This is a genomic window from Paenibacillus sp. S150 (assembly GCF_019352175.1).
GTDB lineage: Bacteria > Bacillota > Bacilli > Paenibacillales > Paenibacillaceae > Paenibacillus_AQ.
Window position 1 is genome coordinate 13,456 of sequence record NZ_JACBYI010000043.1, and the last position, 22,680, is coordinate 36,135.

Here is a 22,680-nt window from a genome sequence, read left to right on the forward strand (position 1 = left end):
GAGGGGTTTTGAAGTGTCTCTATTGAAGACTAAACGAGGAAAATGGTTTTTTCTCCTCGGTGTAATGGTATTGATGATTGCTGTTCTGTCTGGGTGTGCTCCGACGACGACAGTGACGCACACTACGGAGGATTTGAAGAATGGAGGCTTTTGGCAGAGTAATGTCGTTTACTATTTTGCCACTGCCCTGGACACTTTCGCTCGATGGTTCAATGGGCAATATGGATTAGCCGTCCTTGTAATGGTTATCATTGTCCGCACGATTATCTTGCCTCTAACTATGAAACAGGTGAAGAGCTCGCGTGCAATGCAGGCCATTCAACCGGAACTTGAGAAAATTAAGAAAAAATATAAAGATACGCCTGAAAAGGTGCAGCAGGAAACCATGCGCCTGTTCCAGGAGAACAAGGTTAACCCAATGGCCGGCTGTCTGCCGCTGATTGTGCAGATGCCGATCTTTATTGCGCTTTACAACTCGATCTATTACAACCCGTCACTCCGTGAGCATTCGTTCCTGTGGCTTCAGCTTGGCAAGCCCGATCATCTGTTCATCCTGCCGCTGCTTGCGGCTGCAACCACATTCCTCCAGACCCGGATGATGACCAAGATGAACCCGGTTCAGCAGCAGGGTCCAATGCAGTTCATGATGATGGTATATCCGGTTCTGATTTTCATCATGTCCTACAATTTCCCGTCAGCACTTCCGCTGTATTGGTTCTACAGTAACCTCTATACCATTATTCAGAACTACTTCTTATACCGCAACAATGACAAGACCAAATTGGCTGTCGCTACTGCAGGTGCAGGCATCGGGGGCGCCAAAGAAGTAAATCTGGCGAAGAGCAAGAACACTAATGCGCGCAAGGATGTTACTCCAGCTGCGAAAGGCAATAGCAGCAAAGGAAAGAAGGAGGCCAAAAAGTCAAAATGAGCAAAGTCGTCGCGACAGGGAAAACCATTGAAGAAGCTGTAGAACGGGGACTGGGCCAGCTAGGGGTTCACAAGGACCGGGTAACGGTCAACGTACTGGAACAGCCGTCAAGAGGATTCCTGGGATTGATCGGTGCGAAGGATGCCAAGGTGGAGCTGACCTTGATTGCCGAAGCCGCACCGGCATCAGCGGCGAGTGCTCCGTCACTGCCTCAGCAGTCAACAAGAGAGAGCAAACAGGAGGCTGCCGGCGGTGTACCGCCCCAAGATTCCGGACACCCGGTAGAGGAAGCTTACCAGGAAGCTGTTCATTTCATTGTGGATGTCGCCAAGAGCATGGGGCTCGCGGTGGAAGTGGAAATCGTTCACGCCAAGGAATCGACTGTTCTGCAAATATCCGGTCCGGATCTGGGGCTGCTGATCGGCAGAAGAGGACAAACTCTCGATGCTCTGCAGTATTTGGCCAATATTGTTGCCAACCGTTATTCCGATAGTTTTATCCGGCTTGTGCTGGATGCGGAGAATTTCCGCGAACGCCGCAAGAAGACGCTGGAGGAACTGGCTGACCGCTTGGCAGGCCGCGTTGTCCGTACCCGTAAAGAGGTTGTGCTGGAACCGATGTCACCGCAGGAGCGGAAGATTATTCACTCCAGATTGCAGGATCACCGGCAGGTCAATACGCTCAGCAAGGGCGAAGAGCCGAACCGCCGCGTTGTCATCACATTGAAGTAGAGACTATATTGCCGCAATGACTCCTTGACCAATGTAAGGGGTCATTGTTTTTTTGAAATATAATAGCCAAACGAACCTTTCAGCTGAGCTGAAGTGCAGATAAAATTGAGGTGAATACAGTATGCTTAGTGACACCATTGCTGCCGTTTCGACGGCATTGGGCGAGGGAGGAATTGCAATTATCCGGGTCAGCGGCCCGCAGGCGATTGCCCAGGTAGCTCCACTATTCCGCAGCAAGACGCCGCTCTCAGCAGTAGAATCGCATACCGTTCATTACGGACATATTATTAGTCCCGGTGACGGAGAACGAATGGAAGAAGTGCTGGTAACGGTAATGAAGGGGCCGCGTTCTTTTACGACTGAGGATGTAGTGGAAATCAGCACCCATGGCGGAGTGATCTCGGTTCGCAGAGTAATGGATCTGCTGCTGCAGCAGGATATCAGACTCGCGGAGCCGGGGGAGTTCACCAAACGCGCATTCTTGGGTGGACGTATTGATCTTTCCCAAGCAGAAGCGGTTATCGATCTGATCCGCTCCAAGTCGGACCGGGCTTTTGCAGTTGCCCTGAAGCAGGTTAGCGGCTCCTTATCCGAACGTATTCACACCCTTCGCCATACCTTAATTGAGATGCTGGCTCATATTGAAGTGAACATTGATTATCCTGAGCATGATGTGGAATCCCTGACTGCCGAGTTCATTAAGGACAAAAGCAATGAGGTAATGGAGGGTATCAGTAAGCTGCTCAAAACAGCAAATGAAGGAAAAATACTGCGTGAAGGCATCACAACGGCAATTGTAGGCCGTCCCAATGTAGGCAAGTCCTCCTTGCTCAACGCCCTTGCCCGTGACAACAAAGCGATTGTAACCGATATTCCCGGAACAACGCGTGATGTTATAGAAGAGTATGTAACAATTAACAATATTCCGCTCAAGCTGCTGGATACTGCAGGAATTCGCGAAACAATGGATATTGTGGAGAAAATTGGGGTTGAACGTTCGAAAGCTGCTTTTAGCGATGCGGATCTGATTCTGCTCGTGTTAAATGCAGCCGATGAGCTGCATGAGGATGAATTGGCATTAATGGAACAAATCCAAGGTAGACAAGCTCTGGTAATCATGAATAAAATGGACTTACCTTCCCGGCTGGATAAAGACAAGCTGCTCTCCCATTTCAGCGAATCGAGCATTGTTCCGATGTCTGTGCTGGAGGAGGAGGGGCTTGATAGGCTGGAAGAAGCGATCTCTGAACTCTTTTTCGGAGGCAAGCTGGAATCGGGTGACCTGACTTATGTCAGCAACGTGAGACATATCGCTCTGCTCAAAAAGGCATATAAATCCCTGCAGGACGCCTATGAGGCTGCGGAGTTGCATATCCCTATTGATATGATCCAGATTGATGTGCGTCTTGCGTGGGAGCAGCTTGGAGAGATTATTGGCGATACGGCTGCTGATTCGCTTTTGGATCAGATTTTCTCGCAATTTTGTTTGGGTAAATAACAGCGCTAGGCATAGCGTGTCTACTATAAAAGAAGAACCTGGGAGGTATCACAAATGAACTATGATGGAGGCAGCTATGACGTAGTGGTCATTGGCGCGGGCCATGCCGGCTGCGAGGCTGCGCTTGCTGCGGCGCGAATGGGCTGCCGCACACTAATGATAACAATCAACCTGGATATGGTGGCCTTCATGCCCTGCAATCCTTCTATTGGCGGACCGGCAAAAGGGCATGTGGTACGTGAAATTGATGCGCTCGGCGGGGAAATGGGACGCAATATTGATAAAACCTTTATTCAGCTGCGTATGCTTAATACAGGCAAAGGCCCTGCGGTTCATGCTCTGCGTGCGCAAGCAGACAAATTCCTCTATCAGCACGCGATGAAGGAAACGATGGAGAAAACGCCAAATCTGACACTTCGCCAGGGGATGGTGGAGGAACTGATTGTTGAAGACGGAAACTGTGCCGGTGTCATTACAAAGACAGGAACGGTATATCATAGCAAAACAGTCATACTGACTACAGGCACCTATCTGCGCGGTAAAGTGATTATGGGTGAGCTGACCTACGAAAGCGGCCCGAATAATCAGCAGCCCTCGGTAAGACTTTCCGAGAATTTGCGGGAGCTTGGGTTTGATCTTGTACGCTTTAAGACAGGCACACCACCGCGGGTGCATAAGGATACCATTGATTTTTCCAAAACCGAAATTCAGCCTGGGGATGAGAAGCCGAAGTTCTTTTCCTATGAAACCAAGTCATCCGATAATGAGCAGCTTCCCTGCTGGCTGACCTATACCTCTGAGGTAACCCATCAGATTATTAATGACAATCTGCACCGGGCTCCGATGTTCACCGGTATTATTGAAGGAACAGGTCCAAGATATTGTCCTTCCATTGAAGACAAGGTTGTCCGGTTCAGCGATAAATCACAGCATCAGATTTTCCTTGAGCCGGAAGGGAGGAACACTGCAGAATACTATGTTCAAGGCTTGTCGACCAGTCTTCCGGAAGATGTCCAACTGGCCGTACTCCGCTCCATTCCGGGAATGGAAAAAGTTGAAATGATGCGCAACGGTTATGCAATTGAATATGATGCGATGGTTCCAACACAGCTTTGGCCCTCCCTGGAGACCAAACGTCTGCCAGGACTGTTCACAGCGGGACAAATCAACGGAACATCCGGATATGAGGAAGCAGCAGGGCAAGGAGTAATCGCCGGCATTAATGCTGCACGCAAGGTGCAGGAGAAGGAGGCGGTGGTACTGGACCGCTCACAAGGGTACATTGGCGTACTGATTGATGATCTGGTAACCAAAGGAACCAACGAACCTTACCGTCTATTGACCTCACGTGCGGAATACCGTTTGCTGCTCCGTCATGACAATGCGGATCTGCGTTTGACGCCAATCGGTTACGATATAGGGCTGATTCCACAACAGCGTTATGAAGCCTTTCTGGATAAAAAAGAACGGGTGGAACGTGAAATTGTTCGACTTCGGGAAACTAAGGTTAAGCCTGTTGACGTCAATGCTGCACTTGCCGAGTTTGAATCCGCACCAATTGTGGACGGAAGCAACCTTCTGACACTGATGCGGCGTCCGGAGCTTGCATACAGTTTTGTGGATCAGATATCACCTTCTCCTGAAGGCTTGGATGAAGAAATGAAGGAACAGGTGGAAATTCAAATCAAATATGCGGGATATATTGAGAAACAGCTTCAGCATGTTGAAAAACTGCAGAAGATGGAGAAGAAGAAGATTCCGGAGGATATTAATTACAACGTGATCCACGGCTTGGCTATGGAAGCACGGCAAAAGCTGACGAAAATTGCTCCAATATCCATAGGTCAGGCATCACGGATTTCTGGTGTAACCCCGGCAGATATTTCAATACTTCTTGTGCATTTAGAGCATTACAACCGTGTGACGGCAGCGAAAGGATAATCTATGGATAACACTGCAGCGCAGTTTACCGCTTTACTGGAAGACAAAGGAATTATATTAACTCCTGAGCAGTTGACGCAATTTGAGCTTTATTTCAAAGAGCTTGTTGTCTGGAATGAAAAGATGAATTTAACCGGGATAACTGCACGTGATCAAGTCTATACAAAGCATTTTTATGATTCACTTTCCCTGGCCTTTTACTTGAATATGGGAGAAGTGAATAAGCTGGCGGATATCGGTTCCGGAGCGGGCTTTCCTGGTCTTCCTCTAAAAATCTGTTTTCCGCATTTGAAGCTGACGATCGTGGATTCCCTCAGCAAGCGTATTACATTTCTCGAGCATGTCTGCGACTCTTTAAAGTTAGATGGAGTACAGTTAATCCACGGCAGAGCAGAGGATGTAGCACGGCAGTTTGTTCACCGGGATGCTTATGACTTGGTTACAGCCCGTGCAGTGGCACGCCTGTCACTGCTCAATGAATTTTGTCTGCCATTCGCCCGCAAAGATGGGATTTTTGCCGCAATGAAGGGGAATGACCCTTCCGAGGAACTGGCTGAAGCTGAACGCAGCTTTAAGGAATTGCGTGCTGAACTGCAGAAGGTGGAATCATTCAGTCTGCCGGTCGAGGAATCGGCAAGACATATTGTGATCATACGAAAAACCGGTGCAACGCCTGCAAAATATCCGCGCAAAGCAGGACTGCCTGCCAAAGCTCCACTCATCTGATTGTTTCACGTGAAACATTTACCATGTGCTTTGTTGAGTACAAAATCAAGCTCTTCAGCAAATGAAGGCTTGATTTTTTTTGAAGAAGATGCAAGTGTGTTAGCTGAACTAAGGCAAGCGGAAGGATGAATTCCCTGCGGGCCAAGGGTTTGACCAGAATATCAAGTATATAGAGCAAACTTAAGAATTCAACTTGCTGCACTGGCGGAATTGTTTTCCCATACATTTGATCAGTCAATTGGCCATCATTCTTAAGTTCAGCTTATATAGCTACTTAAGTTCGCTTCATATAACAGAAAATGCAGGAAAAATAGGTCCCTATGGAGAATAGGATTATAAGTCAAAAAGTGATAGAATACTATAGTAAGACTTTTCATGTGAAGGTGATTCATGCGCTGGATTATTCCCTATATATGGAGGCTTCAGGCCTGAGTGGATTCCAGACTGCTTCATTGGAATTGAAGGATGTTTTTGTCCTCATGTTCTATCCCCCTTCTATTTTTCGGTGAAATGGATACCTCAAGCGATATGGGATATTGCTGCTTCGGAAGCATAGGCTCCTTTTGAGGAGGGTGTAGCCGCTTTTACTTGCTGTACGATAAACTTTTCGCTAAGCAAGGTCAAGATGATCGTACTATAACGAAATTAGGTGGTTATGAACGGAATGAAAGAACAATTCACCAAGCTTTTTGGATTTACCGAGCGGAGCAGCGGAGAAGAGATCAAACAGATCCCGGTTCATGAGGTCATCAGCAGTCCTTATCAGCCACGGACGATTTTTGATGACGAAAAGATAGACGAGCTATGTCAGACTATCAAAACTCATGGGGTTATCCAGCCGATAGTTGTTCGTGTGCGTGATTCCCAGTATGAGATTATTGCAGGAGAACGTCGCTGGCGGGCAGTTAAAAAGCTGGGCATGGACACGATCCCGGCCATTGTTCGTGAGTTCAATGATTCACAGGCTGCATCTATTGCTTTGATAGAAAACTTGCAGCGTGAGGGCTTGACCTCAATTGAAGAAGCCATCGCTTATCAGAAATTGATAGATCTTCATCAGTTGACTCAAGAAAGCTTGGCACAGCGGCTCGGCAAAAGCCAATCGACCATTGCTAACAAAATCCGCTTGCTGCAACTCCCCGAACAGGTTAAAACAGCATTAATGGAAAGACAGATTACGGAACGGCATGCGCGCTCACTGCTGTCACTTGATACGGTGGAAATGCAATTGAAGGTTCTGGGTGAGATTATTGCTAAAGGATTGAATGTGAAACAAACAGAAGCACGCATTGCTTTCTATAAAGCGGCAACACAGACCAAAAAATCAAAACGGGTCTCCTACACCAAGGATGTTCGTCTCGCTCTTAATACAATTCGTCAATCCATAGATATGGTTTCCGGTTCAGGAATGGAAATCAAAACCTCTGAAAACGATCGCGGGGACCATTACGAGATTGTTATTCAAATTCCAAAAAGATAAATTGGTTTAAAAAGCTGAAGGCGGCCCTGAGGTGATTGGCCGCCTTTTCTGTGATTTTAACTGGAGCATATTGCATAAGACCAAATAGGACCTGCCTGTATATTTGCTTATATTGCACGTATAAATTGATGCCACAATTCTAAAGGCGGATTACGCTGTTACAACTACGATCTACAAGATGATTCTTTCTAACAATTCGAGGTGAAATTAGTGTCCAAGATTATTGCCATAGCAAATCAAAAAGGTGGCGTCGGTAAAACAACAACCTCTGTTAACCTGGGGGCCGGAATGGCTACTTTGGGGAAAAGAGTGCTTCTTGTTGATATTGATCCACAAGGAAACACTACCAGCGGCGTTGGCATCAACAAAGCGGATGTAGCAAATTGCATTTATGATATTCTTATTAATGAAGCAAACCCCCAGGATACGATATTGGAGACACAAATTGAAGGCCTTCATATTATCCCTGCAACTATTCAATTAGCCGGAGCCGAGATTGAATTGGTATCGACCATCTCCAGAGAATTGAAGCTGAAGAAGGCACTGAATGCTGTGAAGTCAAATTACGATTACATCATTGTTGATTGCCCTCCCTCTCTGGGCATTCTTACCATTAATTCGCTTACTGCGGCTGATTCAGTTATTATCCCGATTCAATGTGAATATTACGCGCTGGAAGGGCTGAGCCAATTACTAAATACAGTTCGTCTGGTTCAGAAGAATCTCAATCCTCACCTAAAGATTGAAGGCGTATTGTTAACCATGCTGGATGCCCGGACCAATCTGGGGATTCAGGTTATCGAAGAAGTGAAAAAGTACTTCCAGGAGAAGGTTTATAGAACGATCATTCCACGTAATGTAAGACTGAGTGAAGCTCCGTCACATGGACAGTCGATAATTACTTATGACAATCGTTCAAAGGGAGCGGAAGTGTACCTAGAGTTGGCAAAGGAAGTGATCTCTTATGAGTAAGCGTTTAGGGAAAGGTCTAGATGCATTAATTCCATCCTTGTCCATCAACGAAGATGATAAGGTTGTGGAGATACCTTTAGGACAATTGCGGGCGAATCCCTATCAGCCGCGTAAGGATTTTAATGAAGAAGCCATTCAGGAATTAGCCGAGTCGATAAGACAGCATGGGGTAATACAGCCGATCATCGTCCGCAGTGTATTAAAAGGTTATGAAATCATTGCAGGTGAACGCCGATTCCGGGCATCGCAATATTGTGGCAAAGCGACCATTCCAGCAGTTGTCCGCAGTCTGAGTGATCAGCAGGTTATGGAAATTGCACTGATTGAAAACCTGCAGCGTGAGAATCTGAATGCGATGGAGATTGCAGTCGCTTATCAGGGGCTGATGGATCAATTCGCACTTACCCAGGAAGAGCTTTCGCTGAAGGTAGGAAAATCGAGATCGCACATCGCCAATTTTTTGCGTTTGCTTTCTTTACCCGAAGAGGTGAAGGATTATGTTTCACGTGGAACAATTTCCATGGGACATGCCAGAGCTATTGTTGCCTTGAAGGATCCCGAAACTATAAAGCAACTGGCTGAACAATGTGTGGAACTGCAATGGAGTGTCCGCGAGCTGGAAGAGGTTGTGAAAAACATAGACCGTAAACCAGCTGGTGCGATTAAGGCGAAGGTAGTGAAACGTGATCCCTACATTGATAACGTGGAAGAAATTCTGCGCGAGCGATTTAAAACAACGGTAAAGATCAAGCAAGGAAAAGAAAAAGGGAAAATCGAATTAAACTATTACAGTGCCCAAGACCTGGAAAGATTGCTTGAACTGTTAGGGAACTGAGATGGATATCTGTGCCCGGAAACATATCCTGAGATGTCCCTTAAAAAGGATGTTTAGGGGTATGTTTTTTCAATGAAAAGGAGAGGGTGAAAAAGATGGAGGAACTCGTTTATTTGGATCATGCGGCTACATCATGGCCAAAACCGCCAGAGGTTGGCGCTGCAATGATGGATGCGCTGGAACACTCCGGAGCCAATGCCGGACGTGGAAATCATTCGCTGGCGATAGGAGCGGGGCGGGTGCTGGTAAGAGCGCGAAGTAAGCTGGCTGAACTCTTTTCTGTCTCCAACGCTCAGGATATTGCCTTTACCCATAACACTACAATGGGACTGAATATGGCCATTAAGGGCACACTTCAACCGGGGGATCATGTTATTACAACAATGACGGAGCATAATTCCGTTCGCAGACCACTGGAATTTCTGCGTCAAGCAATGAATATATCCATTGACTATGTGAGGGTTGATCATGAGGGCCAAGTCGACCTGCTTGAATTGCAAAGGATCTTTAAGCCTAATACCAGAATGCTGATTTGCAATCATAGCTCTAATCTGCTGGGAAGTATTTTGCCCATTGGAGAGATCGGAGATATAGCGAAATCAAAAGGCGCGATTTTTCTCGTGGATGCTGCTCAAAGTGCAGGTTCCTTGATGATTGATGTAAAAAAGATGAATATAGATCTGCTTGCTTTTCCGGGGCATAAAGGGCTGCTGGGTCCACAGGGGACAGGAGGGCTGTACATAGCGCCTGATCTGGATTTAATTCCTCTGATGCAGGGAGGGACGGGCAGTCAATCGGAAAATAGCGAGCAGCCTAATGTTCGCCCGGATCGTTATGAGGCAGGTACGCAGAATGGGGTGGGTATCGCCGGTCTCCTGGCGGGAGTGACGAAAATCCTGTCATTGGGGACGCAAAATATCCACCGCCAGGAATGGGAGTTGACCCAAAAGCTAATGGAGGGACTGTCTGTTATTCCGGGAATCCGATTGCTTGGGCCCAAAATAGGCACGGCACGCAGTGGAATCGTATCGTTTATCATCGAGGGGCAGGATTCAGCCGATATTGCTCACCGTCTGGATCGTGGATATCATATTGCTGTGCGCGCAGGTATGCATTGCACTCCGCTGGCTCATACAGCTGCAGCTACAATGGAGAGCGGAGCGGTAAGGGCAAGTGTAGGCGTTACTTCAACAGAAGAGGATATTAACAGAATGCTGTCTGCCATGTTGGAAATGTATGGCCGTACAAGCATAAGATAAAGATAAAGGATGGTCCATACATGTCGGAGTTAAATCAAATAATTACTGGGCAGCTCTCCTTGTTTATTATGGGATTTGCATTTGCTATCATCGTGCTGGCAATTGTGCTGATTGTTCAGGGGTCAAGGATTCGGAAAATGCGGCAGAAATATGAGAAGATGATGACCGGAAATGGGATTGAGGATTTGGAGGGCCTGCTGATTGATCTCAGAAACCAGGGAGACATGCTGGAAGAAGCCCAGCGTGAACACAAGACGATGATCGAGGCAGCACAGGTCAAGCTCCGCGGCATGAAATCGAAGGTTGCCATGAAACGATACAATGCTTTTGGAGAGCGGGGGAATGACCTGAGCTTCTCGCTTGCTATCATTGACGACAACCGCAGCGGAATTGTCCTGACCAGTCTTCATAATCGTGAAAACTCATATATATATTCCAAACCGCTTGAGAACGGGGAATCAGAATATTCTCTGTCTCCTGAAGAAAAGGAAGTTATTGCTCTCGCGTCGCAGCAGATCTAGCATGAAGGTTCCATTGTTTTAAGGCGGAATAGAGACTGGAAGCAATGATATCCGACAACCGCATGACCAGACTTAACCTTGTATTCTGCAAAACAAAATACTCCATAAACCCGCCGACATTCACAATTCCGGTAAGATGGATATCTCCGACTGGAGGCAGCTGTTTGTTCACCCCGGCTCCGGGTCTCAGCGGACCGTCAACAACCTGTATGCAGCCAACACTGGCGGAATGGCCCAGGCAGGCATCAATGCCGATAATGAATGGGTGATTATGTTTTTCATGAATACGGGTTAACGTCTCTTCCAAATTCACTGCATGTACCGGCTCGTCTAATGTGCCGTACAAATGGAACAACGGGCTATGGAAGCGGGCCAAGGCTGTGCCAACAAGCGGTCCTAGAGAATCGCCGGTCGAACGGTCTGTACCAACACAAACGATAATGATCGGTGTGTCTGAACGGGTGCGTGAAAAATGGAACAGCAGCCGATGGGTAATGGCGGAATAGATATTGGGATCAGCATGTGATATTTTTAAACAAGACGGTTCCGGCAACGGGACAGCTTTAGAAGAGTAATTCATATGATCTTCCTTTCTGAGACGGAGCATATGCCAAAATACCAGCAGGTCAAGCGATATGGAATGGTGGCTTGAAAGGCTGCTAATGTTTCTAGTATATGGATGGAAACTGTTTTTTATACTTCGCCTGAAAGAGATAGGACGATAAACCCAGAAGGAGGAGCTGCGTTTGAATGAAGAACTGCTTATTGCCTTTGATTCGACACAGCAGGCGCTACGCGCGGAGATGCTGCTTGAATATGCGGAGATAGAAATTGATATATTCCCTACTCCAAAAGAGATAACTGCCGGTTGCGCCATGTCGATTCAGTTCTTTCGCGGCGCGCTGGGGGCGGTCCGGAAAATTATAGAGGAACAGAATGTTGAAATACGCGGGATCTTTAGAGAAGCCGGGGAAGGCGGCTATGCCTTAATCGGGGACAAGGAGGGATTGGATGAACCGGTGGATTCTTGAAGTAACTACTGCGGATGAAGCTGTGCAAAGTGCGGTACGGTTCAAAGATAAGGTGTGGAACTGGGTAACAGATGCCGAAATGTGGGCGAATGTGCTATTTGCAGGATTGCGTATTCTTCTAATTTTCATTCTGACCCGCATCATTATTAAAGTTGTATCCAAGGTCATTGACCGTTCGATGGAAAGAGAGACACGCGGAAGAGTATTGGGGGATAGCCGCAGGTTCTCGACGGTAGGCGGACTGCTGAAAAATGTGGTGACGTTCATTTGCAATTTTGTCATGATCATGCTGATTCTGTCCGAGTTCAATTTCGATCTGGGGCCTCTGCTGGCAGGAGCAGGGGTGGTCGGGCTTGCCATCGGTTTTGGCGCGCAGAGTCTGGTCAAGGATGTAATCACGGGCTTTTTTATTATTTTTGAGGACCAGTTTGCTGTTGGCGATGTTATTCAGACGGGAACCTACAAAGGGACGGTAGAGATGATTGGCCTTAGAACGACGAGACTGCTCAGCAGCACGGGAGAGGTACACATTATTCCCAATGGTACGATTGTCAACGTAACGAACTATTCGCTGGCCAATGCGTTGGCGGTAGTGGATGTACCAGTGAAGATAGAACGCGGACTGGAGTCTACGCTTGCACTGATCGGAGAAGCGCTTAAAGGGATAGAGATCCGGAATCCGAATGTGATTGCTTATCCGAACATTCTGGGAATTCAGTCCATGAATACCTCTGAGTATGTGATTCGTGTGGCGGCGAATTGTCTTCCAAACGCCAGGGAGGCTGCAGAACGGCAAATCCAGAGTGACATTAAGCAGGCATTGGAGAAAGAGAACGCCCTGGAGGCGGCTAAGGCAGAGCAGGAGGCTCGGGAGCAAGCGGAGCGGGATTGCAAGGCGGGAAGAGAAGCGGAAGCCCTGGAGACGGTGCAGGGAGGGCGGGAATCAGCGGAAGTGAGACCAATCAATCAGGTGGCTGCCACACATGAGGGAGAAGAGGGGAAGGATTAATGGAACGGAAGATTTTTGAACTGGGCGATATTGTCCTCATGAAAAAGCCGCATCCTTGCGGCACCAATGAAATGGAAATCATCCGGATGGGAATGGACATCCGGATTAAATGCACCGGATGTCATCACAGTGTCCTGATTCCCCGTGCAAAGTTCGAGAAGAATATGAAGAAGGTGCTGCGCCCGGCGAAAGGTCAAGCACCCAATAATTAAGCTTGCAAAAGGAAATCTGACATGCTACAATAATTCTTGCTGCGGAGAGGTACCCAAGAGGCCCAAGGGGGCTGACTCGAAATCAGTTAGGCGTGTCACAGCGTGCGTGGGTTCGAATCCCACCCTCTCCGCCATTTCAGTTCGACATACTTCGTTCATCAGTCCTTCGTTGAGAAAACGGAGGTTTTTTTATTTACTGGATGAATGATTATATACAAAAGAGAGACCTTTTCAGGTCTCTCTCCAGAGGCAGTACATCAATGACGTTCGGATTTTTCTGTCTATAGCCGCTAAAGTGAAGCAGGTGCTGCCAGGCTTATCCCTTTTTTAAGAGGAAGCCTTTACTCTCCCCGACTAACAATAGATGCTGTTTCAGAATCCTTGTGATCGTGTTCGTCTACGACGTCCAACGGAACCACACCTCTCTTTTGTACTGCCTGATTGTATTATGTGCAGCAGCATTCTTTTTATACACGCTTCAGAGGGATTAATGAACCCGGGCCTTGTCAACCTTTTTCCACTTGCGGTTTTTGTTTGTGGTTTCCGGAAAGGTGCCGCCTTTTTCCATTTCAATCCGTTGCGGATGCTGGATTTCTGTGTGAAAGCTGCGCGCTTCGCTTACTTCGGTATAGATACCGGGATTGGGCGCTTTGTCGCCTTTTTCATATTCAGTTTTCTCACCCATCGTAATCGCTCCTTCGCTGTCGTATGAAATGCGGTTATATTGTGTGCACGGAGAACGGGCTTCATGTAAATCAAAAGAGACCATGATCTGCCTTGTATTATTTATTGCTTGCACCCGAAAGAACAATTTGGTATATTAATATGGTGCGAGTCTATGTTTGTGCTCGTTCCTTGCTCCTGACGTGATCAGGGGCCGCAGACCATAAGGAGGTGAAAATTATGCGCAAATATGAAGTCATGTACATTATTCGTCCTGACATTGAACAAGAAGCCGTTCAAGCAGCAGTCGAAAAATTCCAAGGCATCATCTCCAACGGCGGAGAAATTACAAAGCACGATGTGCAGGGTAAACGCCGTCTTGCGTATGAGATCAAGAAATTCCGTGATGGCGTTTATATTTTGGTTAACTTCAATGCAGAACCTGCAGTAGTTACCGAATTGGAACGTATCATGAAGATTTCCGACGAAGTCATTCGTTATCTCATTACGAACGACGTTGCCTAAGATCTTGACAAGCTTTGTAACGAATCGCTTATAAGGAGGGGAACAGAATTGTTGAACCGTATCATTCTGATCGGTCGGTTGACCCGTGACCCGGAACTTCGTTATACTCCCTCTGGTGTTGCCGTAACGCAGTTTACGCTTGCCGTAGACCGCAACTTTACGGGCCAGAACGGTGAACGCGAAGCGGACTTCATCCCGGTGGTAACCTGGAGACAGCTGGCTGAGACCTGTGCCAATTACTTGCGCAAAGGACGTCTGACAGCCGTGGAAGGCCGCATCCAAGTTCGGAATTATGAGAATAATGAAGGTAAACGTGTATACGTCACTGAAGTTATTGCCGATAATGTCCGTTTCCTGGAATCCTCGCAAAACCGTGAAGCTGGCAATGCTCCCAGTGCTCCCAGCGGCGGAAATGTACCTGAAGAACCATCATATGGTGGCGGCGGTAACAGTGGACGCGGAAATAACAATAATTTCTCGCGTAACAACAATAATCAAGATCCTTTTTCGGGCGATGGAAAACCGATCGACATATCGGACGATGATTTGCCATTTTAATAAGGAAGGACTGAACTGACATGGCTTTCAAACAAAGAGAAGGCGGAGACAACGACAAAAGACCGGCACGTCGTGGTGGACGCAACAAGCGCAAAAAAGTGTGCTACTTCACTGTGAACAAGATTACTCACATTGACTATAAAGACACTGAGCTTCTGAAGAAGTTCATCAGCGAACGCGGTAAGATTTTGCCGCGCCGTGTAACAGGAACAAGTGCTAAATACCAACGCGCTCTGACCATTGCTATAAAACGCTCGCGTCAAATCGCGCTGCTGCCTTACACAACGGAATAGGACGTTTTACGAAGCAGCCGGGCAACCGGCTGCTTTTTTGAAAGATAAGAATTTATATGTTTTGGGGTCCCGGCAAAGTACCTGAGTCATCATCGAAGCCAAGGCCCCACTACCCTGGAATTAACTTTACGGATGAGGATAATCGCTTAAAGGCCGCAAGAAATTAAACGCAACAAAATCCACCCCCATTTCCATCCTCTGTGGTGCCGCGTCAGCGGCATGGATGGCTTTGTGGGGTTATTTTGTTTTCTCCGCAAACGCTTATTTATGCTCTACGGGGAATTGACGCAAGCTGAGGAATGTAGTAAATTACAGATATCCTATAACTAAAGGGGAAATATTGATGTTGGTGAGCGTTCTTAACTAAGCAATTTCATATCATCTGATTCGTAAGCTGCTCAAATCCGCTCTATAGCGGTGTATGCGCTTGTGTTTGAGTGTACCCCGCAAGGGATATGTTCAAAGCTTAGGGTTAGGTGGATGATTTAGTTAAGAACACGTGCGAAGCGTCATATGGCCTCTTTACGGCTAATGTTCTCTTTGTGGTTAAACCGTGCTCTTGCAGCACGGTTTTTTCTATTTCAGGCCTGGTTCCCCACCAAGTGGCGGAAACTGACTGAAGCACAGGGAGAGCGGCAGCAGGAAATGAGGGCAAGGACAGCCGTAAGTGGCAGTCTTTGCCCTTTTTTGCGTTATGGATTGTTGAGCAAGCAGCCCGTCTGGGCAATCAGGAGATCAGAGGAGGAATAAGACGGATGGATGCACAGAGCCAGATTACATTGCAATATGAGGAAATTAAGCAGGAGCTTGGGAGGCACGCAGTATCTTATGAAGGAAAAAAGAGAGTGATTGGGCTGGAACCCATGACCTGTCTGCCTGCAATTCACCGGGCGCTGGACGAAGCGGCAGACGCAAAGGAGCTGCTTGAGAGAGGGGCAAGCGTACCGGTTCCTTCTCTGGAGGGGATGGAATGGATGATGTCGCTCCTTGGAACAGGATATTTGTATAATGAAAAAGATTTTATGGCGGTCTCTGCGTTTCTGCACAGCTGTGGGCAGCTGCGCAAGTACATGCAGGCCAAGGAGCAAAGTGCTCCGCGGATCGCCTCCTATGCCGCATCTCTGGTGGAGCTGAGAGAGCTGCGGGAGGAAATTGAACGCTGCATCCGTTTGGGGACTATAGATGACCATGCCAGCAAGGGGCTGGAACGGGCCCGCAAACGGCTGTCCGCAGCCAGGGAGCGTCTCCAGCGAAAGATTGAGGCCGTGATGTCAAGGCATAAGGGGATTTTGCAAGAAAATCTGGTCAGTATGCGCGGCGGGCGGTATGTAATTCCCGTGAAGCGGGAATATCACAAACAGGTAAAGGGAACGGTTCTGGATCAGTCGACCAGTGGCCAGACCGTATTCGTTGAACCCTATGAGCTTGCTTCGCTGCAGGAAGAGCTAGAATTGCTGGCGGCTGATGAGTCCAGAGAGGAGATACAGATTCTAAGCATGCTGACAGGGCTTCTGGAGCGGGAGCAGCCGGCGCTGCGGCTGAATATTGAAATTGCGGGCAACTATGATTTCATCTTCGCCAAAGCTAAATATGCGCGAACTCTCGGGGCAAGAAAGGCGGCTTTGAATGACTGCGGCTATCTGAGAATGAACGGTGGCCGGCATCCCAGGCTGGAGGGGATGGTTCCGATCAGTCTGGAATTTGGCAAAGGATATAGATCGCTGATTGTCACCGGACCGAATACCGGGGGCAAAACGGTAGTGCTCAAAACGCTGGGCCTGCTGACCTTAATGGCGCAGTCGGGGCTGTTGGTTCCTGTAGAGGAAGACAGCGAATTCCCCGTGTTCACGGATGTAATTTGCGTCATTGGCGGCAGGTACAGACCCCGGGGAAGGGTTTGCGTTGTCCATTGCAATTCTGGAGGAATTGAACCGTAAAGGGGCCAATATTATGGTCACTACCCATTTTAATGAGCTCAAGGTCTTTGCTGCTTCCACCAGCGGCTTCCAAAATGCACGGATGGAGTTTGATAAGGATACGCTGCAGCCGCTCTACCGGCTTACCATTGGCGAAGCAGGTGAAAGCTATGCCCTCCAGATCGCCTCTGAAGGCAGGCTTTTTTCGCTATTTGGCCAGAGGCCATAAGAGGGGAATTTGCATTAAGTGCTTCACTTTAGAAGGAATATTGTATATTCTCAATAATGTAGTCTCTAAAGGCTGTGATTTTTAAAGGTAAGAGAACAATAAGGAAAAGACCTTTAAATAACGCTTACATTTCCGTGAAGGGAGGGATGATATGATTAAGCGCAGATCTGCAGGGCTGGTGCTGGCGATGGCTATAGCAATGGGAGCTGTGGTGTCTGCTTGCGGCGGGATCAGCCCCGGGCGGCTTTCCTATGGAGTTCTTTCGAATAAAGCGGCAGAGGCGCCTGCAGCTGGAGGAACGATTACATATGGATACTCTTCTCCATTCCAAGGGTTGTTTGAACCCGCTTTTTATGAAGGCGAGGATGATTATCAGGTACTGGAATTTATTACAGAGCCTATGTTTACAGTAGAAGACGACTTAACCACGGTTCCGGGCATCGCTGCCTGGCAGGAATCGGACGACCACAGCGTGTTTACGTTTAAAATAAAGGCGGGTGTCCGCTGGCACAATGGCGATGAATTAACGGTCGAGGATTGGAAGTTTGCACTGGAGACCATTGCCAGTCCGGAGTATACGGGGTCACGCTACTACAGTGTCGAAATGATTAAAGGCGCAGAAGCCTATCATAAGGGAGAAGCCAGGGAAATCAGCGGCATTAAGGTAATAGATCCCTACACACTAAGAATTACTATGAATGGAGTGCGGGTAAATGCGCTCGACAATCTGTGGCCGTACCCGATGAACAAGAAGGTTTTCAGCGGAATTGCGGTTAGGGATATGCCAGACAGCGATCCCGTGAGGAAGCAACCCGTCGGCATAGGGCCGTTTGAGGTGACAAATATCCAGCCGGGGCAGCTTGTGGAGATGAAGCGTTTTGATGATTACCATAAAGGAAAGGCTCTGCTGGATGGGGTGCGGTATAAGGTGTTTGACGATAAGGAAATCGTGAAGCTTCTTGATGAAGGTACGATTGATATTGCTCTAGCTCCAAGAGATGCATATGCCTCGCTGAAGCAGCTGGACCAAGTGGAGATTCTGCAATCACCCGAGCTGTCTTACGAATACATAGGATTCAAATTTGGTGCTTGGGATCAGGAATCCCAGCAAATTGTTATGGATAATCCCAAATTCGCGGATAAACGCCTGCGGCAGGCAATGTACTATGCGCTGGACCGCCAGGGGATCATCAACAAGTATTCTTACGGTCTTGGCAGTCTGCTTGAAACTCCGGTGCCCAGCTCCAGCTGGGCGAAGATCCCTGACTCGGAGATCAATACCTATCCCTACAGTCCGGAGACGGCAAAAGCGCTGCTGGACGAAGCGGGATACCTGGATAAGGATGGCGATGGATTCCGCGAGGACCCGCAAGGGAATTCATTTGTCATTAACTATGATGCCATGACCGGAAGCACAACGGCTGAAGCCCGGACCCAGGCTATTCTGCAGAACTGGCGCGATGTCGGATTGGATGTTCGGCTTAACGGCGGACAGCTTAAGGAGCTCAACACCTTCTATGAGGCTGTAGAAAATGACGACCCGTCGGTTGAGCTGTTTAACGGTGTATGGGGGCTGGCCAGCGACCCTGATCCTTCCGGCTTGTGGAGAGCCACGGATCTGTGGAATTATCCGCGCTTCAGCTCCAAACGAAGCGAGGAATTGATCCGTGAAGGCGTCGGAATCAAGTCATATGACAAGGAATACCGCAGGCAGGTCTATTATGAATGGCAAAAGTTAATCAACGACGAAGTGCCAATGATCTTTTTTGCCGAGCGCACGAGCATTACAGCCGTCAGCAAACGTCTGCAGAACGTGCGGGTCAATTCCATGAGCAATATCATTGAACCGCAGACATGGTGGATAAAGGATGAGGAGTAATTGCAAGCAAAGCCCGGGAGCCGCAGCCTGATGGAGGCAGAGCCCGCAGTTTTGCTTCTTTTTTTGTTGAATATGCATCAAAATGAAGTTTCGGCCGTCATATACTTTATGGAAGACAAGGAGCCGCAGTACTAAACCTGTCGTTATTTGTTGTTTCTTTTTGCGCCGCAAGTGATTACAATAGAAATATTGTTTGTGTGTCAAAGCAGTTTTCCAAGTTTATTCTACATTTAGATTGACCCGAATTCCGGAAAGGGGGGAATCCTAATATTGAGATCGGGCGAAACCCATAACAGCCGAGAAAAGCCCAGCCATGACTGCCAGGTACGTTCCAGGCAAGCATTGTAAATAGATCGCAAGCAATCATATCTACATTCCACCATAAAAGAAGGAATTAAAAATCATGAAAAAATTAAAAAAAATGAAGACAAGATATATTGTCCTGATTGCTGCGCTTGTGGTAATCATCGGCGGCGGCCTGCTGTTCCAAAAACCGCTGGCCGTGCTGGCCTTTGATCTCTTCCTGTCGGATCGGGTCGAGAACAAGCTGGCGCAGGAATCTTACCAGCCGCTCGTGAATGACAGCACCACTACGGTCAAACCCGAACCTGTTGTATACAAAAGTGACCCGTTCTCGCTGATGCTGCTGGGTACTGACCAGCGCGAGAATGAAACCGCACGTTCCGATACAATGATCTATGCGGTTGTACGTCCGGAGGATTACAAAATCCTGCTGATTTCCATACCCCGGGATACGTATACCGAAATTATAGGGCATGACGGCAATAAGAAGGATAAAATTACTCATGCCTATGCGTTTGGCGGCCAGCAGATGGCTAAGGATACCCTGGAGAACCTGCTTGGGCATGATATTCAATATTATGCCACAATTAATTTTCAAGGCTTAAAGGATGCGGTGGACGCGATTGGGGGCGTACCGCTGCCCATCAAAAAAGACATTGTAAACAAGGGCAAGGATCACGAAAAATTCACCATTGAAGGCGGCAAATCCAATTATAATGGGGAAGAGGCGCTTAACTACACGCGCTACCGCGAGGACAGCGACTTCAACCGGACGAAACGGCAGCAGGTATTCATTGATGTGGTGGCGAACAAAATGCTGTCCATCAGCCAAATCGGCAACATCCCCGAGCTGCTGGACATTATGGGCGACAACTTCAAGACAGATATTGCACCTTCAACAATTACCAGCCTCGCCAAGAAATTCATGGGGGGCAAGGATATGGATATTTCCAGCTTCACGGTGATGGGTGAAGGCGAGCGAATTGACGGAATCTATTACGATATCGTTGATGAAGAGGATTTAACTGAAGCCAAAGCCATGATCGACAATTGGATGAATGCCAGCACACCGATCGGCCAATTAATCGAGCCGGGCAAAGCGCAAAATGCGCTGGAGCCTGCGGCTACAGCCGCAGCGCAGTAATCCCCGCAAGATCATAAGCAGCAGCCATATGCAATCTTAATGGCTGCTGCTTGCTGTTCTCATGTTATAATGAATTGGAACGGATGATAGGCTAAGACGTATAAGTACGGATGGCCCTTATAGCAAGGGAAGGGTAAGACATAATAATTCCTTCGGAACTCTTTGAGGAGGATCAAGAGATGAATATTGCGTTTTTTTTACTGCCGAAACAGGAGGTAGCCTGCGTTACATTGGATTCAACGTTGCGCCAGACCCTGGAACGGATGGAATTTCACCGCTATACCGCCGTACCGATTCTGAACCAGAATGGAGAATACGCCGGCACGGTAACGGAAGGTGATCTGCTCTGGTATATGAAGGATTCGGGCGGAGCAGTGACGTTCGAAAATGCTTCAAAATATCTGCTGAAGGATGTGCCGCTGCGGATGAACAATCTGCCGGTATCCATTGATGCGGATATGGAGGATTTAATCAATTTGGCCAAGGTACAGAACTTTGTGCCTGTGGTCGATGACATGAACCGGTTCATTGGCATTGTCCGCCGAAGTCAAATTATTGAGTATTGCGAAAAAGTTGTTTCGCGCCAATCGCAGGAATCGTTATAATCTCTTCTTACCGGCAGTTGAAGTAGGATGTACCAAGGCCTGTATTTCCGGCGATCACGGAATGCGGGCTTTTTTTGAAAGCGCAGACGGGCATTTCCGGGACGGTGGACGTCCCGTGTAGCTGGTAATTATTTATGCTATAATGGAGAATAATGCTTTTTGCCGGAGGTAGAGAGACTGTGCCCAATGTGCCGAAGGACCTGGATGTGGCCAAACGCGCCAAGGTAATTGAGTGGTTGAAGACCGAAGTAATTGATCAAGTTTCGCGGTTGTTTAAAGCGCTCTGGGAAGGCAGCACTGCGCGTGTAGGTGACAGTCTGGCCAGTCTGATTATGAGCTCCTACATTCTGGGGCGCAGGCTGGGAATCCCGTATCGTGAGCTTGATGACCTGCTGCTTGAGAAGCTTAGGAAGCACAGGCAGGAAGGGCATCAGCTCGAAGAATGGTACCAGGATATATCTGCGTTAGAAGAACATATGCGTAAGAGGTGAATACTGTTGAAATTTCGCTGGACATCGGTGGCATGGAGCGTAGCTTATCTGCTGTTGCTGCTCTCGTTATCAACCCCACTGCTCATTATCACTACACTCTTTTTGATTATTCCGGCAGTAGTGCTGTTTACTACTCTGGACACGAAGCAGTTTATCTTCCATATTTTGCCCGTGCTGCTGATTGTCGGTTTGATCTCACCCGTCTATGTCTTGCTAGCGGTCTATTTCTTAATACCCGCCCTGGTTATGGGACGCTGGTATAAGAAGCGCTCTTCAGCGGTGTCCACTTTGCTTGCCGGAACGATTACCATCCTTGGTGAATTTCTGCTGCTGCTGCTGGTGGGGACGGCAGTGTTCAATTTTGACCTTTCCGCCTATGTGTATGATGTGCTGCAAATGGTAAATTCGCCGCTGTCGGAGCTGGGCGCAGGCAATCCGCTGATGTCCGATTTGAAGCTCACCTCAGAGGATGTCAGTACGATTAGCCATATGACCGTTCAGATTATTCCCATGACGCTGATCATCAGCGCGTTCATGATGGCAGTAATCACGCATTCTATTGTCCGTCCGATTCTGAACAGCATGGAGTATGCGGTACCCAGAATGAAGCCGGCCCGCGAATGGAGGCTTTCGCGTTCGTTCATCTGGTATTATCTGCTGGGTGTCGTGGTTAGCCTGTTATTCGGGGGAGCAGACAGCGGCTTCATGCCGATGATTTCGGACAATCTGCTTCCGCTGCTGCGAATTGCCTTTATTATTCAGACCATCGGGTTCCTTTTCTTCCTGGTCTATGAGCGGAAATGGAGCAAGGTTGTGGCGCTCCTGCTGGCGATACCCGTGATTTTCATGCCGGGGCTGTGGATTATCGGTATAGTCGACCTGGCGTTCCCGCTGCGCGAGCTTGTGACGAAATCGAAACGATAGGGTG

At 48.0% G+C, this 22,680-nt stretch carries 25 protein-coding genes and 1 tRNA gene; 24 read left to right on the forward strand and 2 right to left on the reverse strand.

The window, feature by feature from the left end:
* Positions 1-13 precede the first annotated feature (13 nt).
* The 10 genes from HYD27_RS26240 (at position 14) to HYD27_RS26285 (ending at position 10,894) form a co-directional block, all read left to right on the forward strand.
* Positions 14-931: a YidC/Oxa1 family membrane protein insertase gene (locus HYD27_RS26240; RefSeq protein ID WP_219220168.1), complete on the forward strand. Its 918-nt coding sequence runs from the start codon at positions 14-16 to the stop codon at positions 929-931.
* Complete coding sequence (gene jag / locus HYD27_RS26245) at positions 928-1,662, forward strand: RNA-binding cell elongation regulator Jag/EloR (protein ID WP_219220170.1); 735 nt, start codon at positions 928-930, stop codon at positions 1,660-1,662. Before HYD27_RS26240 ends, jag begins: the two co-directional genes overlap by 4 nt.
* 121 nt (positions 1,663-1,783) lie before the next feature.
* Positions 1,784-3,160: a tRNA uridine-5-carboxymethylaminomethyl(34) synthesis GTPase MnmE gene (gene mnmE / locus HYD27_RS26250; protein ID WP_219220172.1), complete on the forward strand. Its 1,377-nt coding sequence runs from the start codon at positions 1,784-1,786 to the stop codon at positions 3,158-3,160.
* Positions 3,161-3,214: 54 nt separating this feature from the next.
* Positions 3,215-5,101 carry a tRNA uridine-5-carboxymethylaminomethyl(34) synthesis enzyme MnmG gene (mnmG, locus tag HYD27_RS26255; protein ID WP_219220175.1) on the forward strand — a complete coding sequence of 629 codons (1,887 nt, stop codon included), beginning with the start codon at positions 3,215-3,217 and terminating at the stop codon, positions 5,099-5,101.
* Positions 5,102-5,104: 3 nt separating this feature from the next.
* Positions 5,105-5,827, forward strand: coding sequence for a 16S rRNA (guanine(527)-N(7))-methyltransferase RsmG (rsmG, locus tag HYD27_RS26260; RefSeq protein ID WP_219220177.1), 723 nt, complete (start codon positions 5,105-5,107; stop codon positions 5,825-5,827).
* A gap of 664 nt (positions 5,828-6,491) precedes the next feature.
* A complete protein-coding gene (gene noc / locus HYD27_RS26265) occupies positions 6,492-7,307 on the forward strand; it encodes a nucleoid occlusion protein (RefSeq protein ID WP_219220179.1) in 816 nt (271 codons plus the stop codon).
* A 210-nt stretch (positions 7,308-7,517) separates the two neighbouring features.
* A complete protein-coding gene (locus HYD27_RS26270; protein ID WP_219220181.1) occupies positions 7,518-8,279 on the forward strand; it encodes a ParA family protein in 762 nt (253 codons plus the stop codon).
* A complete protein-coding gene (locus HYD27_RS26275) occupies positions 8,272-9,114 on the forward strand; it encodes a ParB/RepB/Spo0J family partition protein (RefSeq protein WP_219220183.1) in 843 nt (280 codons plus the stop codon). Before HYD27_RS26270 ends, HYD27_RS26275 begins: the two co-directional genes overlap by 8 nt.
* Positions 9,115-9,209: 95 nt before the next feature.
* Entirely contained in the window at positions 9,210-10,373 is a 1,164-nt protein-coding gene (locus tag HYD27_RS26280; RefSeq protein WP_219220185.1) for an aminotransferase class V-fold PLP-dependent enzyme, read from the forward strand.
* A gap of 20 nt (positions 10,374-10,393) precedes the next feature.
* Positions 10,394-10,894 carry a DUF4446 family protein gene (locus HYD27_RS26285; protein ID WP_219220186.1) on the forward strand — a complete coding sequence of 167 codons (501 nt, stop codon included), beginning with the start codon at positions 10,394-10,396 and terminating at the stop codon, positions 10,892-10,894.
* Here the strand turns inward: HYD27_RS26285 and yyaC are convergent.
* A complete protein-coding gene (yyaC, locus tag HYD27_RS26290) occupies positions 10,866-11,474 on the reverse strand; it encodes a spore protease YyaC (protein ID WP_219220187.1) in 609 nt (202 codons plus the stop codon). The two genes, HYD27_RS26285 and yyaC, sit on opposite strands and share 29 nt — an antisense overlap.
* Before the next feature lie 166 nt (positions 11,475-11,640).
* Between yyaC and HYD27_RS26295 the strand changes: the two genes are divergently transcribed.
* The 4 genes from HYD27_RS26295 (at position 11,641) to HYD27_RS26310 (ending at position 13,280) form a co-directional block, all read left to right on the forward strand.
* Positions 11,641-11,925, forward strand: a complete 285-nt coding sequence (locus HYD27_RS26295; protein WP_219220189.1) for a putative Se/S carrier protein — start codon at positions 11,641-11,643, stop codon at positions 11,923-11,925.
* The gene (locus HYD27_RS26300) at positions 11,906-12,934 is read left to right on the forward strand and encodes a mechanosensitive ion channel domain-containing protein (protein ID WP_219220191.1); all 1,029 of its coding nucleotides are present in this window, start codon (positions 11,906-11,908) and stop codon (positions 12,932-12,934) included. The genes HYD27_RS26295 and HYD27_RS26300 overlap by 20 nt, the downstream gene beginning before the upstream one ends.
* Positions 12,934-13,146, forward strand: coding sequence for a DUF951 domain-containing protein (locus tag HYD27_RS26305; protein WP_219220193.1), 213 nt, complete (start codon positions 12,934-12,936; stop codon positions 13,144-13,146). Before HYD27_RS26300 ends, HYD27_RS26305 begins: the two co-directional genes overlap by 1 nt.
* A gap of 43 nt (positions 13,147-13,189) precedes the next feature.
* Positions 13,190-13,280 (forward strand) — tRNA-Ser (locus tag HYD27_RS26310).
* Positions 13,281-13,633: 353 nt separating this feature from the next.
* Here the strand turns inward: HYD27_RS26310 and HYD27_RS26315 are convergent.
* Positions 13,634-13,831 carry a YjzC family protein gene (locus tag HYD27_RS26315; protein ID WP_219220253.1) on the reverse strand — a complete coding sequence of 66 codons (198 nt, stop codon included), beginning with the start codon at positions 13,829-13,831 and terminating at the stop codon, positions 13,634-13,636.
* A gap of 218 nt (positions 13,832-14,049) precedes the next feature.
* Between HYD27_RS26315 and rpsF the strand changes: the two genes are divergently transcribed.
* The 10 genes from rpsF to HYD27_RS26360 all read left to right on the forward strand — a co-directional run bounded on the left by rpsF (position 14,050) and on the right by HYD27_RS26360 (position 22,676).
* A complete protein-coding gene (rpsF, locus tag HYD27_RS26320; RefSeq protein ID WP_219220195.1) occupies positions 14,050-14,334 on the forward strand; it encodes a 30S ribosomal protein S6 in 285 nt (94 codons plus the stop codon).
* A gap of 48 nt (positions 14,335-14,382) precedes the next feature.
* Positions 14,383-14,892 (forward strand): single-stranded DNA-binding protein, encoded by a 510-nt coding sequence (gene ssb / locus HYD27_RS26325; RefSeq protein WP_219220197.1) that lies wholly within the window; start codon positions 14,383-14,385, stop codon positions 14,890-14,892.
* A gap of 20 nt (positions 14,893-14,912) precedes the next feature.
* Positions 14,913-15,185 carry a 30S ribosomal protein S18 gene (rpsR, locus tag HYD27_RS26330; protein WP_219220199.1) on the forward strand — a complete coding sequence of 91 codons (273 nt, stop codon included), beginning with the start codon at positions 14,913-14,915 and terminating at the stop codon, positions 15,183-15,185.
* Between the two features lie 755 nt (positions 15,186-15,940).
* Positions 15,941-17,122 carry a MutS-related protein gene (locus HYD27_RS32495; protein WP_255596512.1) on the forward strand — a complete coding sequence of 394 codons (1,182 nt, stop codon included), beginning with the start codon at positions 15,941-15,943 and terminating at the stop codon, positions 17,120-17,122.
* The gene (locus tag HYD27_RS32500) at positions 17,088-17,330 is read left to right on the forward strand and encodes a hypothetical protein (protein ID WP_255596513.1); all 243 of its coding nucleotides are present in this window, start codon (positions 17,088-17,090) and stop codon (positions 17,328-17,330) included. The genes HYD27_RS32495 and HYD27_RS32500 overlap by 35 nt, the downstream gene beginning before the upstream one ends.
* A 151-nt stretch (positions 17,331-17,481) precedes the next feature.
* Positions 17,482-19,209 (forward strand): oligopeptide ABC transporter substrate-binding protein, encoded by a 1,728-nt coding sequence (opp4A, locus tag HYD27_RS26340; protein WP_219220202.1) that lies wholly within the window; start codon positions 17,482-17,484, stop codon positions 19,207-19,209.
* A gap of 403 nt (positions 19,210-19,612) precedes the next feature.
* A complete protein-coding gene (locus tag HYD27_RS26345; RefSeq protein WP_228745352.1) occupies positions 19,613-20,656 on the forward strand; it encodes an LCP family protein in 1,044 nt (347 codons plus the stop codon).
* Between the two features lie 179 nt (positions 20,657-20,835).
* The gene (locus tag HYD27_RS26350; protein WP_219220204.1) at positions 20,836-21,261 is read left to right on the forward strand and encodes a CBS domain-containing protein; all 426 of its coding nucleotides are present in this window, start codon (positions 20,836-20,838) and stop codon (positions 21,259-21,261) included.
* A gap of 188 nt (positions 21,262-21,449) precedes the next feature.
* Positions 21,450-21,752, forward strand: a complete 303-nt coding sequence (locus HYD27_RS26355) for a MazG-like family protein (protein ID WP_206105356.1) — start codon at positions 21,450-21,452, stop codon at positions 21,750-21,752.
* Between the two features lie 6 nt (positions 21,753-21,758).
* Positions 21,759-22,676: a DUF2232 domain-containing protein gene (locus tag HYD27_RS26360; RefSeq protein ID WP_219220206.1), complete on the forward strand. Its 918-nt coding sequence runs from the start codon at positions 21,759-21,761 to the stop codon at positions 22,674-22,676.
* Positions 22,677-22,680: the final 4 nt, after the last annotated feature.